The 12,597-nt window shown below is 68.2% G+C and carries 14 protein-coding genes, 1 tRNA gene and 1 pseudogene; 10 read left to right on the forward strand and 6 right to left on the reverse strand.

Annotated elements, in window-relative coordinates:
- Nucleotides 1-8 precede the first annotated feature (8 nt).
- The 5 genes from ureE to D5041_RS18655 all read left to right on the forward strand — a co-directional run bounded on the left by ureE (nt 9) and on the right by D5041_RS18655 (nt 2,355).
- Nucleotides 9-545, forward strand: coding sequence for an urease accessory protein UreE (ureE, locus tag D5041_RS18635; RefSeq protein WP_010103535.1), 537 nt, complete (start codon nt 9-11; stop codon nt 543-545).
- Nucleotides 542-1,300, forward strand: coding sequence for an urease accessory protein UreF (locus D5041_RS18640; RefSeq protein WP_265285450.1), 759 nt, complete (start codon nt 542-544; stop codon nt 1,298-1,300). The genes ureE and D5041_RS18640 overlap by 4 nt, the downstream gene beginning before the upstream one ends.
- Nucleotides 1,297-1,968, forward strand: a complete 672-nt coding sequence (ureG, locus tag D5041_RS18645; protein WP_265285451.1) for an urease accessory protein UreG — start codon at nt 1,297-1,299, stop codon at nt 1,966-1,968. The genes D5041_RS18640 and ureG overlap by 4 nt, the downstream gene beginning before the upstream one ends.
- A gap of 49 nt (nt 1,969-2,017) precedes the next feature.
- Nucleotides 2,018-2,105, forward strand: a tRNA-Ser gene (locus D5041_RS18650).
- A gap of 40 nt (nt 2,106-2,145) precedes the next feature.
- Nucleotides 2,146-2,355, forward strand: a complete 210-nt coding sequence (locus D5041_RS18655) for a helix-turn-helix domain-containing protein (RefSeq protein WP_265285760.1) — start codon at nt 2,146-2,148, stop codon at nt 2,353-2,355.
- 144 nt (nt 2,356-2,499) lie between these two features.
- Here the strand turns inward: D5041_RS18655 and D5041_RS18660 are convergent, their stop codons facing one another.
- The 4 genes and pseudogenes from D5041_RS18660 to dapA all read right to left on the reverse strand — a co-directional run bounded on the left by D5041_RS18660 (nt 2,500) and on the right by dapA (nt 5,325).
- On the reverse strand, nt 2,500-2,658 hold the full coding sequence (locus D5041_RS18660) for a hypothetical protein (protein WP_265285452.1): 159 nt from the start codon (nt 2,656-2,658) through the stop codon (nt 2,500-2,502).
- A gap of 519 nt (nt 2,659-3,177) precedes the next feature.
- Nucleotides 3,178-3,300: pseudogene (locus tag D5041_RS22210) on the reverse strand (helix-turn-helix domain-containing protein); the annotation flags it as partial.
- 41 nt (nt 3,301-3,341) lie between these two features.
- Nucleotides 3,342-4,292, reverse strand: a complete 951-nt coding sequence (locus tag D5041_RS18665) for a COG2958 family protein (RefSeq protein ID WP_265285453.1) — start codon at nt 4,290-4,292, stop codon at nt 3,342-3,344.
- A 127-nt stretch (nt 4,293-4,419) separates the two neighbouring features.
- Nucleotides 4,420-5,325, reverse strand: a complete 906-nt coding sequence (dapA, locus tag D5041_RS18670) for a 4-hydroxy-tetrahydrodipicolinate synthase (protein WP_010104491.1) — start codon at nt 5,323-5,325, stop codon at nt 4,420-4,422.
- 61 nt (nt 5,326-5,386) lie between these two features.
- Between dapA and D5041_RS18675 the strand changes: the two genes are divergently transcribed.
- The 5 genes from D5041_RS18675 to gluQRS all read left to right on the forward strand — a co-directional run bounded on the left by D5041_RS18675 (nt 5,387) and on the right by gluQRS (nt 10,076).
- Complete coding sequence (locus tag D5041_RS18675) at nt 5,387-6,283, forward strand: GGDEF domain-containing protein (protein WP_265285454.1); 897 nt, start codon at nt 5,387-5,389, stop codon at nt 6,281-6,283.
- A gap of 5 nt (nt 6,284-6,288) precedes the next feature.
- Nucleotides 6,289-7,116, forward strand: a complete 828-nt coding sequence (locus D5041_RS18680) for a P-loop NTPase (RefSeq protein ID WP_010104495.1) — start codon at nt 6,289-6,291, stop codon at nt 7,114-7,116.
- A gap of 29 nt (nt 7,117-7,145) precedes the next feature.
- Nucleotides 7,146-7,904 (forward strand): sulfurtransferase, encoded by a 759-nt coding sequence (locus D5041_RS18685; protein WP_265258996.1) that lies wholly within the window; start codon nt 7,146-7,148, stop codon nt 7,902-7,904.
- Nucleotides 7,905-8,031: 127 nt separating this feature from the next.
- Nucleotides 8,032-9,129 (forward strand): NAD(P)/FAD-dependent oxidoreductase, encoded by a 1,098-nt coding sequence (locus tag D5041_RS18690; RefSeq protein WP_265258997.1) that lies wholly within the window; start codon nt 8,032-8,034, stop codon nt 9,127-9,129.
- Nucleotides 9,126-10,076 (forward strand): tRNA glutamyl-Q(34) synthetase GluQRS, encoded by a 951-nt coding sequence (gluQRS, locus tag D5041_RS18695; protein WP_265282988.1) that lies wholly within the window; start codon nt 9,126-9,128, stop codon nt 10,074-10,076. The genes D5041_RS18690 and gluQRS overlap by 4 nt, the downstream gene beginning before the upstream one ends.
- A gap of 29 nt (nt 10,077-10,105) precedes the next feature.
- On the opposite strand, the gene D5041_RS18700 is transcribed toward gluQRS, so the two are convergent.
- Nucleotides 10,106-10,903, reverse strand: a complete 798-nt coding sequence (locus D5041_RS18700; RefSeq protein WP_265282987.1) for a DeoR/GlpR family DNA-binding transcription regulator — start codon at nt 10,901-10,903, stop codon at nt 10,106-10,108.
- A gap of 60 nt (nt 10,904-10,963) precedes the next feature.
- Complete coding sequence (locus tag D5041_RS18705; protein ID WP_265282986.1) at nt 10,964-12,412, reverse strand: FGGY family carbohydrate kinase; 1,449 nt, start codon at nt 12,410-12,412, stop codon at nt 10,964-10,966.
- Nucleotides 12,413-12,597 lie beyond the last annotated feature (185 nt).

Genomic DNA, 12,597 nt, shown 5'->3' on the forward strand with positions numbered 1-12,597 from the left:
CCTTCTGCATGCTCCCCACCGCGAAACGCATCCCCCGGGGCCAGGGCCTTGCGCCCGCCCTGCTGCAGCGCGCCGCCACGCTCGAACTGGACTGGGACCTGCGGCAAAAAAGCCGCTTCCCGGCCACCGACTCGGCCGGGCGCGAACTCGGCGTCTTCCTGCCGCGCGGAACGCTGCTGCGCGGCGGCGACGTGCTGGTGGCCGAAGACGGATCGCTCATCCGCGTACTCGCCGCCCCGCAGCCCGTGCTGCGCATCAGCTGCTGCCCAAGCCACGCAACGCCCCTGGACCTGGCGCGCGCGGCCTACCACCTGGGCAACCGCCACGTGCCCGTGGAACTGCAAGCCGACCACCTGAAGATCGAGCCCGACCACGTGCTCGCCGACATGCTGCGCGCCATGCACCTCATCGTGCAAGAACAAAACCTGCCGTTCGAGCCCGAAGGCGGCGCCTACGCCACGGAACACGGCGGCGCAGCGCACCCCGCGCATGCCCACGCGCACGGGGAACACCCCGGGCCTGCGCAGGAGCACAGGCACGCATGAGCACGCGCACGCACGATCGCCGCCAGGCCCCGGTGCGCCCCCGCAGGCACCGCGCACGCCCCGGCGCCCTGCCCGCCGCGAGCCTGCTGCAACTCATCTGGCTGGCGTCGCCGGCCCTGCCCGTGGGCGGCTTCTCGTATTCCGAGGGGCTGGAGGGCGCCGTCGAAAATGCCCGCCTCACCAGCGAATCGGACGTTGCCGAATGGCTGCTGGACCAACTGCACATCACCCAGGCACGCAGCGACATGGCCGTGGTGGCCCAGGCCATGCGCGCCTGGCGGCGCAACGACATGGAGCACGTGCGCGCGCTCAACGACTGGGTACTGCAAACCCGCGAAACCAGCGAACTGCGCCTGCAAACCGAGCAAATGGGCCGATCGCTCGCGCAATGGCTGCATAACCAGCGGCAGGACGACGCCGGGCGCATTCCCGCAGTGCAGCGGCTCATCGCCCTGCCCCCGACCTATCCCGTGGCCTACGCACTGGCCGCCGCCGACACCCTGGCCCCGGTGCGCGACGCGCTGCTCGCCTACGCCTTTGGCTGGGCCGAAAACATGGTGCAGGCCGCGCTCAAAGCCATGCCGCTGGGCCAAAGCGCGGGCCAGCGCATCCTGGCGCGGCTCGCCGCCGCCATTCCCGCCGCCGCCGAGCACGCGAACGCGCTGATGGACAGCGAACGCCAGTCCTTCTCGCCCATGCTCGCCATTTTGTCGGCGCGGCACGAAACGCAATACTTCCGGCTCTTTCGATCATGACGCTGCACCACATCCCCCACCGCAGCAAGCCCCTGCCCCCGCTGCGCGTGGGCATAGGCGGCCCCGTGGGCTGCGGAAAAACCACGCTGCTGGAAATGCTGTGCAAGGCGATGCGCGGGCGCTACGAGCTCATCGCCATCACCAACGACATCTACACCAAGGAGGACCAGCGCCTGCTGACCCTCAGCGGCGCACTGCCCGCGGAACGCATCCTGGGCGTGGAAACCGGCGGCTGCCCGCACACCGCGATCCGCGAGGACGCATCCATCAACCTCGAAGCCATCGACCGCATGCTCGCGCAGTTCCCCGACACCGACCTGGTGTTCGTGGAAAGCGGCGGAGACAACTTGGCCGCGACCTTCAGCCCGGAGCTCTCGGACCTCACGCTCTACGTGATCGACGTCGCCGCGGGCGAAAAAATCCCGCGCAAGGGCGGTCCCGGAATCACCAAGAGCGACCTGCTCATCATCAACAAAACCGATCTGGCCCCCCACGTCGGCGCCAACCTGGACGTCATGCACGCCGACACCCTGCGCATGCGCAGCACCGCGCAGGGCATCAAGCCCTTTGTGATGAGCAACCTGAAAACCCTGGCGGGACTGGCCGACATCGTGGCCTTCATCGAGACCCGGGGCCTGCTGCCCAAAACAGCGCCACCGGGCGGTTGATCGCAGCATAGAATGCGCGCGCAGACCGGGGGATTGAACGACAGTTGCAGGAAGCGTGGCCGAGCGGTTGAAGGCACTGGTCTTGAAAACCAGCGACGGGTGACCGTCCGTGGGTTCGAATCCCACCGCTTCCGCCAAAACTGACCCCCGTCGATCCCCCAAAGCCCCGCGCAGTCCCTGTCCCGCAAGTGGACACAACAGGAAGCCGCTGACGTACTGGGCTTGACGCAACCCAAGCTCTCGAAAATGCTGCGCGGCCAGTTTCGCGGGCTCAGCGAAGCAAAAATGCTCGATTGTCTGACGCGGCTTGGCTGGGATGTGCAAATCGTTGTTGGTCCAGATCGCCGCGCGGTTTCAACTGGGCGGGTCGCTGTCGTGTTTGCCTGATGGTCGTTGCGAAGAAACCGATGCGGCTCGTGTTGTTTGCACTGGGGCGTGACGCCCAGTAGCTTGGCCAGTTCCACGGGAGTCATGAACAACATCGGTCAGCCTGTCGGAGGCCTGCCGGCTTCTGGCTTATGATGGGAGTTCTCATACAACCATTGGAGCAAGCATGGATTTCTCAGCAGTCATCTCCGGAATCACCACTGCACTCGCCGTCCTGAAGAGCGCAATTGCAGCGCGGGACGACGCGAAGATCACGTCAGCGCAACAGGAGTTGCAGGAGAAGTTAACAATTTCATCAAACATGGCCCTCTCCTTGGTGGAGAAGATGCACGCTCTCGAAGCTGAGGGGCAGAAGCTTCGGACTGAGTTGGCAAGGCGCAGTGCATACACGCTCGTCCAGCCAGCTGAAGGCATATGGGTGAACATACGCGGGGAATATTCAGAGGGTGCTCCCGAAAGAACGGCATCCTTTTGCGCAAGCACGGCATACTTTTGCCCAACCTGTTTTGCAGAGAACTACGAGGTTCCACTGCAATACCAGAAAAACGGGAATGCGTCATACCTTATCTGCAAAAAGAACAACAAACACGAGTTGTGTGTGACCGCAGCGCCTCCCGCCTCCCGCCACCTATCGCGGGGAGCGGGACAGAATGGTTGGATGAGGTGATCTCATGCCATCGTGGGAGCGGCCAGCACAGATCACTGCGCTGGCCTCCATAAGCACCAACTGCCCCTGCGTGCGCTGATGTACCGGCTGCTGGACGATGGCCCAAAACCCGGCGCGCTGGGCGTTCGAGATTGTGGGCTGTCCAACATCCCGCCCTATACCACCCGCTCCGTGGCCAACTTCGCAGACAGTTCAATCCCGAGGCCCTTCATCACGGCCAGGGTTGTGCGCAGCGTCGGGTTGCCATCGGCACTGAACGAGCGGTAGAGATGTTCCCGTGGCCGAAGGCCGGGCGGTCGATCCGCGAAGCGGTGGCCGCTCAGTCCACCGTCTCAGGCACATCCCAATCGGTCTGTCTTGCTTCGCCGGTCTGGTAGAACTGCTTTACCAGCTTCACGTATCCCAAAAAATCCCGGCTCTCGGTTGCCAGTCGGTTGGCCATATCCCAATCGATCTCGTCTCTTTCGCGAGTTGGAATCAAGACCTGACTTTCAGTCGGAGCGTCTACATCCAGTTTGATCAAGCCGATACCGTGCGCCGCAAACAGCATCCGCAGTTCCTTGAGTGTGTCATGGCCTTCGATCTCCGCTGCGACCAGATAACCAAAATTGGCCCACGACGAATTGGAAACTGCCTGGAAGAAGCATTCACGCACATTCGACCGGTTGATCAGTAGCTTGACCTCGAACGACCACAGTTTGGTGCGCTTGTCGGAATACTGATTCACGCAGTCCCGCACTTCCTGGTGCCACTCTGCACCCAAGTCCTCCATGCCGACAACGTCCGGGTACAGCCAGCGGTTGCCATTTGGACCCCGTTTGTTCGATGCACGTTTCTCGTTGATGCGCTTCGAATAGACGCCGAACTCCTCCCACAGGTACAGCGAAAGCAGCGGGTACAAGGCGTGCTCGCCAAGCTTGGCGGTGTTGTTGTTGTTGTTGTTTTCCGTGGGTGCTGCAACCACGCCCTCGGCCGCCGCAACCTCGGCAACGTCAGATTTCTCCGAGTAGTAATACTTGCGTGGACGCCCCTCGGTAGTCTTGAACTCTGGATGTCGTTTCTGAAGACGCGGGCGCTGCGCGCCGATTTCCGCTACCAGTTGCTGCACCAAATCAGCATCTGTGCGGATGTGCTGGCTGCTCTGCTTCTTCGCTTGGCATTCATCAGGGAACGTGGCGAAGATCCACTCGGCAATCTGCCGCGCGGTCAGTTTTTCATCTGGCCGCTCCTTCAAATAACCGAGTACCGTCTTCGTCAGATTCAATGCCATCAAACTTCTCCTCAGAGCCTGAACAACTTCTTGATCTCGTTCTCTGCCGTTACCGGCATCTCGTGCCAATGCGAACCGTTGACAATCCAGGCAGGCAATTTCGCGCGCAGGGAAAATACGTTGGCGCTCAGGACTCGGGCTCCAAGCCCAGCGCATCGATGGTCTTCACGGCCTGCGCCGAAGCCGGGCCAAGCGGCGCGCGCGTGATGGGTAAGATGCCGTGCACGCGGCTCAGCGCATGCTTTATCGCGACCGGGTTCGATTCGCAAAAAAGCGCCTTGACGCGCGGCCGCAGCCAGCGGTTGATGCTCGCCGCCTCGCGCAGTTGCCCGGCGACGAGATGCCGGTGCAAGGCGACGACTTCGCGCGGATAGACGAGTGCCGTGGCGCAAATCGAGCCTCGCCCCCCGTTCACGCAACAATCGAAAAGCAATGCGTCCTCGCCGCTGAGCACGGTGAACGTCGCATCGTCTGCGAAGTGGTGCGCGACGTCGATGAGTTGGCCTATGTCGCTCGTCGCCTCCTTGATGCCGACGATGCGTGCTACCTTGGCGTGCAGCAGCACGATGTCTTCCAGCGTCAGGTTCAAGCCGGCGCGCAACGGGATGTTGTAGAGCAGCACGTCCAGGTCCAGTTCGGACACCCGGCCGTAATGCGCGAGCAGGCCGGAACGGTTTGGTCGCACGTAGTACGGCGTCACGACCAAGCAGGCGTCGGCCCCCGACGCCTTCGCGTGCGCCGTCAATTCCAGACACTCCTGCGTGCTGTTCGAACCCGTCGCGGCGACGACGCGAAAGTCGCCCAGCGCCTTCGCCTTTTCCGTGACAAAGGAGATGACCGCCTTGTGCTCCTGCATCGACAGCGTGCTCGCCTCGCCGGTGCTGCCGCACGGTACGAAACCGGCCAGGCCGAGTCCGGCGTAAAAGCGGACCAGTCGCTCGAGCGCGGCCCAATCGATTTCCATTGATGCAAGAAACGGCGTCACGAGCGGAACGAAGATGCCGTCGTAGGGGCGGATGTCGTGGTGTGTCATGGGCGCTCCGATGTCTCCAAGATTCAATGCACGGACGGGGCGTCGAAGTTTCCCGTCCTCGATGCAACATTCACATACAGGTCAGCGCATCATCGCCGATTCCGTGCTCGCCGACTCTGCCATGGCGGATTCGATCCGATCGGCGCTCGAGCGCTCCAACAGCTGCCGCAAGGGCCCTCCCGCGGCCGACGCGCTGCTACACTGCGCGCACATTCTGATTGCCCGATTCGTGTCTGATTCTGCGGCCTCTTCTCTGGTGGATTTGCGCGAGCTGCGCCTGGATGCTGCGCTCGCGCTGCTGGCGCAGGCCGGCAGCAGCCAGGCTGCGCGGCAGCGCCCGGACTGCGCGCCTGCGTTGCAGGAGCTGATCGACGGCCTGTGCGGGCTCTGCCTTGCGGACCCGCTCACGGGCCTGAGCAGCCGCGGGCATTTGCACGCGGTGCTCGGGCGCGAGATCGACCGCGTGCTGCGCTCGGGCGAATCGGCCCTGTTGCTCATGCTCGACATCGACCAATTCGATGCCGTGAACGGCACGCAGGGCGCTGCGGCGGGCGCGGCGCTATTGCAGTCGGTGGCCCGCGCACTCGGCGCCTGCGTGCGCCCCATGGACACCTTGGCGCGGTACGGCGGCGCGCAGTTCGCCCTGCTCCTGCCCGCCTGCCAGGCGGCGTTTGGCCGCGCGCTGGCCGAGCGCCTGCGGCGCGCCGTGGCGCACACGCCCATACCGACCGGCGCCTCGCTGCGGCTGCATGCCACGCTGAGCGTCGGCGGGGCATTTGCCACGCAGGCCATCCGCTCGACCCCCCTGCTGTGGGCCGAGCGGGCCCGCCACCAGCTGTGCCAGGCGCAGTCGGCAGGCTGCGACCGCGTGAGCATCGAGGAGCAGCCCGAGAGCGCCGTCAGCGCCGAAGAAAAGAGCCTGTTGTTCGGCCCGCTGCCGCCCGCTGAAAATTCCTAGCCACGATGCCGAGCGACGCGCTGCCCGCCCCTGCCGGAGCCAGCCCGGCCCCGGCCGGCGCCCGCGTCGTTGCGCTGACCAGCGGCAAGGGCGGGGTTGGCAAGACCTTCATCGCGGCGAATCTCGCGGCGGCGCTCGCGCGCCGCGGCCAGCGCGTGCTGCTGCTCGACGCCGACCTGGCCCTGGCGAATCTGGACGTGATGCTGAACCTGCACTCCAGGGTCACCCTGCACGATGTTTTTACCGGCCGGGCCGCGCCCGAGGACGCCGTGCTCGCCGACGCTGCCTGCGGCTTCGACCTGCTGCTCGCCGGATCGGGAATGGTCGAGTATTCGCGCCTCACGCCCGAGGTGCGCGAACAGTTTCTGCGCGTGATCGAGGCGCTCGCGCCGCGCTACGACCTGCTGCTGCTCGACACGGGCACCGGTATTTCGGACCTGGTGCTGTACTCGGTCTCGCTGGCCTGCGAGGTGCTGATCGTGACCACGCCCGAGCCCACCGCGCTGACCGACGCCTACGCCACCATCAAGGTGCTGGCCGCGCAGCAAGGGCGCGAGCATCTGCGCCTGCTCGTCAACCAGGCGGCGCGCCCCGGCGACGGCCGCGCCATCACCGGCCAGTTGCAGCAGGTGCTGGAGCGCTTTCTCAGCACCGAATCGGGCCGCCCCATGCGCCTGATCCACATGGGCGACATCCCGTCCGACCCGTCGGTGCGCGACGCCGTCATGCGCCGCCAACTGCTGCTGCTGCACGCCCCGGGCTGCCCGGCGGCGCTGGCGCTGGCGCAGATCGCGAACAAAATGGAAGCCACGCTGCTCGTTCCCGTCGCCTGATGGCTGTGCGTACAATGCGCGCGCCTGCCATGAACACCCCGCACAAGATCCTCAACGTCTCCTGCTACAAGTTCGTCGCCCTGCCCGACGCCGCAGCGCTGCGCGACCCGTTGCAGGCGCGGGCGGTCGCGGCAGGGCTCCGGGGGACCATCCTGCTCGCCGGGGAAGGCATCAACTTTTTTCTCGCAGGCCCGGCAGATACGGTGCGCGGCTTTGTCGGCGCGCTGCGCGCCGACGCGCGTTTTGCCGATCTGGACCCCAAGGAAAGCTGGTCCGCGGACGTGCCGTTTCGCCGCATGCAGGTCAAGCTCAAGCGCGAGATCATCCGCATGGACCACCCCACGATCCGCCCCGCCCAAGGCCGCGCGCCCGCGCTCGACTGCGCCACCTTGCGGCGCTGGCTGTCCCGGGGGCGCGACGACGCAGGGCGCGAAGTCGTGACGCTGGACACACGCAACGCCTTCGAGGTGGACCATGGAAGCTTCGACAACGCCATCGACTGGCGCATCACCAAGTTCAGCGAGTTCCCTTCCGCGCTGCGCGCGCACAGGCACACGCTGCGCGACAAGACGGTGGTGAGCTTTTGCACCGGCGGAATCCGCTGCGAGAAAGCGGCCATCCTCATGCGCGAGGAAGGCCTGGACCCTGTCTACCAGCTCGAAGGCGGAATCCTGAAGTACTTCGAGCTCACCGACGGCGCGCACTACCACGGTGGCTGCTTCGTGTTCGACGAGCGCGTGCTGCTCGCGACCGACCTCTCGGCCGCGTCGGCAGAAAACCCGATGTGAAGCCCCCCCGGAGTCGCCTTCACCCCTCTCAAGGGAACGACTACCCGCGGCCTGGCAGAGTCCGTTCCGCGCCGTTTCCGTTCCCATTCCAAGCCGGTTCACACCCCCTGCCACCGAAAGGCCCTCCATGAGCACTACCGTTCCACGCCCCAGGCAGGCCGCAGCGCCCGCGCGCTTCCCGGGCAAGGCCCGGCGCCACTTCGCCGTCGTCGGCGCGGGCATGGCGGGGATCGTCTGCGCGCGCACGCTGGTGCAGGCCGGGCACCGCGTCACGGTGTTCGAGAAATCCGCGCAGGCGGGCGGGCGCACCGCCACCATCGACAGCCCGTTTGGCAGCTTCGACGCGGGCGCGCAGTATTTCACGGTGCGCGCGCCCCGCTTTGCCCAGGCCATGGACAGCACGCCCGGCGTGTGCAAGCGCTGGAGCGCCAACTCCGTGCAGGTGCTCGACGCGGAGGGGCGCGTTGCCGCGCCCGGCCTGCCGCAGCGCGAGGCGCACTGGGTCGCGAGTCCGGGAATGCAGTCGCTGGTGAGCGCCTGGGCCGAGCCGCTGCTGCAGGCCGGCCGGCTCATCACGCACACGCGCGTCACGCGCATCGAAACCGACGGCCTGAACACCGCCGGATGGCAGCTGCGCACCGAGGGGCCCGGCGGCAGCCCGCACGTGCATGCCGGCTTCGACGCCGTGCTGCTCGCGCAGCCCGCGGTGCCTGCGCAGTCCTTGCTCGCCGATTCGGCGCTGGACAGCCCGCTGAGCAACGCGCTGGGCCACGTGGCCACTGCACCCTGCTGGACGCTGATGCTCGCCTACCCCCAGGCCGTGCGCCCGGGGCTGACCACGCTGGGGCCGCAGTGGAACGCCGCGCGCAGCACGCACCATCGCATCGCCTGGCTGGCGCGCGAATCGTCCAAGCCCGGGCGCAACGTGATCGAGCGCTGGACGGTGCAGGCCAGCCCCGCCTGGTCGGCCGAGCATCTGGAGGACGACGCGGTCCGCGTACAGGCCAAGCTGATCCGGGCCTTTGCCGAGGTCACCGGAATCCACGCCGAGCCGGCGCACGCCGCCACACGCCGCTGGCGCTACGCGCAGACCACGCAGCCTCTGGGGCGCAGCCATCTGTGGGACGCGGCCCGGGGGCTGGGTGCCTGCGGCGACTGGTGCCTGGGGCACCGGCTGGAAGACGCCTTCCTGTCGGGCCTGGAGCTGGCACTCGCCGTGGCATGACGGCTGCCGTGCGGCAGCGCTACCGGGGCCGGTTCGCGCCCTCGCCGACCGGACCGCTGCACGCCGGCTCCTTGGTCGCGGCGCTCGCCAGCTGGCTCGACGCCCGCGCCTGGAACGCCGGGCGCGGCGGCCAGTGGCTGGTGCGCATGGAGGACCTCGACGCACCGCGCTGCGTTCCGGGCGCGGACCAGTTCATCCTGCAGCAGCTGGCCCGCTGCGGCCTGCTGCCCGACGCGCCGCCGCAGTGGCAGTCGGCGCGCAGCGCGCTCTACCAGCGGGCGCTGGATCGCTTGATCGCGCAGGGCCTGGCCTACCCCTGCGCCTGCTCGCGCAAGGACATCGAAGCCGCCCACGCAGCGCAGGGCCAGCCCCGCGCGCGCCACGCCGCCCTGCCCTACCCCGGCACCTGCCGCCGCGGGCTCCAGGGCCGCAGCGCACGCTCCTGGCGCTTCGCCACCACGCAGTGCAGCCAGGCAGCGGATGCGCCATGGCCACGGGCCGATACCGCCCTTTGCTGGCACGACAGGTGGCTGGGCGCGCAGTGGCAGGACGTTGCCCGCGTGGTCGGCGACTTTGTCCTGCACCGCGCCGACGGGCTCTGGGCCTACCAGCTCGCCGTGGTGGTGGACGACGCCGACCAGGGAATCACCGACGTGGTGCGCGGCGCGGACCTGGCCGACAGCACCGCGCGCCAGATCCTGCTGCAGCAGGCCCTGGGCCTGCCGACGCCGAGCTACCTGCACACGCCCCTGGTGCGCGGCGCCCACGGCGAGAAGCTCTCCAAACAGAGCGGCGCCCCGGCGCTCGACCTGCGCCATCCGCTGCAGGCCCTGTCGCAGGCGGCGCAGGTGCTGGGGCTGCCGCCGCAGCCCCAGGAGACGGACCTGTCCGGGGCCTTCGCACAGTGGGTTGCGGCCTGGCGCCAGAACTGCGCTGGCGCAGCGTGAGCGCCACCCCGGGGCGCGCGAGAAAGCATTCACCGCTCGGCCCTTGCTCCCCGCGGCGCGGGCGCCGCGTCGGCGACGAGGACCTGTACGCCCGCGGCCGCGAGCTTTTCCGCCAGCAGCCCCTGCGGCGGCGCGCTCACGACCAGGCGCGCGACGCGCTCCAGCGCGCAGACCGGAAACAGCGCCGAGCGCCCGAGCTTGGACGCGTCGGCAATGACCGTGACGCGCTCGGCGCCGGCGATCATGGCGCGCGCGATCTCCGCCTCTTCGAGCGCGTAGTCCTGCAGCCCGTTGGCGCCGATTGCGCCGACCGTGAGCACGGCGTCGTGCGCGTTGAACTGCGCGACCTGCGCGACCGCCAGCGGGCCGAGGTTCTCGCAGGCCTCGGCGCGGTACTCGCCGCCAATCAGAAACACCCGGTTGCTGCCCGGCCCGCGCGCCAGACACTGGGTGATGGACACCGAGTTCGTGATGATCGCCAGGCCGCTGCTGCGCGCCAGTTCCTGCGCAAGAGCGAGCGTCGTGGTTCCGGTATCGATGAACAGGCTGTCGCCGGCGCTGAAAAGCGCTGCGGCGCGGCGCGCGACGGCGCGTTTCTCGCGCGCGAACTCGTGGATGCGCGCGTTGAATGCGCCCTCCGCAGGCGCCTCGGACAGCGTCGCGCCCCCGTGGTACTTGCGCAGACGCCCGTCGGCCGCGAGCCGGCTCAGGTCGCGCCGGATGGTTTCGTGCGAGGCCCGGAACCGCTCGGCGAGGTATTCGACGGAGGCATTCTTGCGCTCGTAGACGATTTCGAGGATGGCCGCGTGTCTTTCGTTTGGGCGCATGGGGAGGGTGTCTCTGCTGGTCCCGGAAACGCGGGCCACCGCTGCCCGCCATCGCAACAGCTAAGCGACGGCCGACAGTTCCCGCTTCCAGCCCATTGTCTTTGAAACGGCTTCGGCAAAGCGCAGCTGCCAGGCGAGCGCGTCGGCCGGCGCGGTGCGTGGCTCGAACAGCGACGCGACGTCGTCGTCGTCGGGCGTCTCCAGCGTCTGCCCGACGCCGCGTGCGGCGAGCGCCGCACAGCCGAGCGCGGTGAGCTCGTCGAAGCGGCGCGTGGCGACGCTGCGGCCCGTCGCGTCCGCGAGAAACTGGCAGAAGTAGGGGTTGCGCGCGAGGCCGCCGTCGATCCTCAGGCGCACTGCGGCACCGATGTGCCCGTCCATCACCCGGACCACCTGCGCCGTGCGCAGCGCAATGCCTTCGAGCAGGGCCTGGCACAGGTCCTGCCGGGTCGTTGCGGCGTTCATCCCGACCCAGAGCGCGGCCGCGCTGCGGTCCCAGTGCGGGCAGGCCAGCCCCGACAGCGCGGGAACGAAGGCCAGCCCGCGCGCGATCGCCGGCGCCGCGCCAAACGCCGTGATCTCCGACAGGTCCGTGTACAGGCCGATGCGGCCGGCCCATTCGACGGCCGACCCGGCGTCGTAGACCCCGCCGTCGAGCGCGTAGCTGCGCTCGGCGCCAATCTGCCAGGCGACCGTGGGCAGCAGTCCGGAGGTCGGCGCGCGCGGGATTTGCGCGCCCGTGAGCGCGAGCGCGAAGGCCCCGGTGCCAAAGGTGATCTTCGCGTCGCCCGCCGCGCGGCAGCCATGTCCGTAGAGCGCGGCCTGCTGATCGACGATGGACGCGGTCACGGGAATCCCGCGGTACAGGCCGAAGTCCCCGACCGTGGGCCGTATCGCGGGCAGGCATTCCATGGGCACACCGAACAGCGCGCACAGCGTGGGGTCCCAGGCGCCGCTGGCCAGGTTCATGAGCGAGGTGCGCGACGCCGTGCTCGCGTCGGTCACGAACTGCCCGGTGAGCCGGTCGAGAAAAAACGCGTCCGTGGTGCCGAGCCGAAGGCGCCCCGCGCGGTGGGCCCGCGCGACGCCGGCGTCGTTGCGCAGCAGCCAGCCCAGCTTGGACGCCGAGAAATAGCAGTCCAGCGGCAGGCCGGCGCGCTCCAGCGTGAGCGCTTGCACGCCTTCGGCGCGCAGGGCCGCGAGCTGCTGCGCCGTGCGGTCGTCCTGCCAGACGATCACCGGCGACAGCGGTTCGCCGCTGCGCGCGTCCCAGGCCAGGCAGCTTTCGCCCTGGTTCGCGATCCCGATCGCCTGCACCCGGCCCGCGGCCTGCAAGCAGGCCTCGACCTTGGCCAGCAGTTCCAGCGGCGCCTGCTCGACCCATCCGGGACGGGGGTGCTGCGGCGCGTTGCGCAGCGCCAGGGACAGCTGCGGCGCGGTCCCTGCGCTGGCCAGCAGCAGGCGCGTGCTGCTGGTTCCCTGGTCGATGGCGGCGAATGACGGGTTCATGGGTTCATGGGTTCAGCGCTTCATCGGGTCCGTCGCGGGCGTCCGAGAGCGCGATGCGCAGACTGTCCGCGCCCTCGAGCAGCTTCGCCGCTGCGCGCGTCCCAGGCCAGGCAGCTTTCGCCCTGGTTGGCGATCCCGATCGCCTGCACCCGGCCCGCGGCCTGCAGGCAGGCCTCGACCTTGCC

Source organism: Verminephrobacter aporrectodeae subsp. tuberculatae (assembly GCF_026127385.1).
Lineage (GTDB): Bacteria > Pseudomonadota > Gammaproteobacteria > Burkholderiales > Burkholderiaceae_C > Acidovorax > Acidovorax aporrectodeae.

Coding starts and splice junctions, on each gene's coding strand:
- ureE (WP_010103535.1), top strand. CDS start 9: ATGCTCCCCACCGCGAAACGCATCCCCCGGGGCCAGGGCCTTGCGCCC.
- D5041_RS18640 (WP_265285450.1), top strand. CDS start 542: ATGAGCACGCGCACGCACGATCGCCGCCAGGCCCCGGTGCGCCCCCGC.
- ureG (WP_265285451.1), top strand. CDS start 1,297: ATGACGCTGCACCACATCCCCCACCGCAGCAAGCCCCTGCCCCCGCTG.
- D5041_RS18660 (WP_265285452.1), bottom strand. CDS start 2,658: ATGTTTGATGAAATTGTTAACTTCTCCTGCAACTCCTGTTGCGCTGAC.
- D5041_RS18665 (WP_265285453.1), bottom strand. CDS start 4,292: ATGGCATTGAATCTGACGAAGACGGTACTCGGTTATTTGAAGGAGCGG.
- dapA (WP_010104491.1), bottom strand. CDS start 5,325: ATGACACACCACGACATCCGCCCCTACGACGGCATCTTCGTTCCGCTC.
- D5041_RS18675 (WP_265285454.1), top strand. CDS start 5,387: ATGCAACATTCACATACAGGTCAGCGCATCATCGCCGATTCCGTGCTC.
- D5041_RS18680 (WP_010104495.1), top strand. CDS start 6,289: ATGCCGAGCGACGCGCTGCCCGCCCCTGCCGGAGCCAGCCCGGCCCCG.
- D5041_RS18685 (WP_265258996.1), top strand. CDS start 7,146: ATGAACACCCCGCACAAGATCCTCAACGTCTCCTGCTACAAGTTCGTC.
- D5041_RS18690 (WP_265258997.1), top strand. CDS start 8,032: ATGAGCACTACCGTTCCACGCCCCAGGCAGGCCGCAGCGCCCGCGCGC.
- gluQRS (WP_265282988.1), top strand. CDS start 9,126: ATGACGGCTGCCGTGCGGCAGCGCTACCGGGGCCGGTTCGCGCCCTCG.
- D5041_RS18700 (WP_265282987.1), bottom strand. CDS start 10,903: ATGCGCCCAAACGAAAGACACGCGGCCATCCTCGAAATCGTCTACGAG.
- D5041_RS18705 (WP_265282986.1), bottom strand. CDS start 12,412: ATGAACCCGTCATTCGCCGCCATCGACCAGGGAACCAGCAGCACGCGC.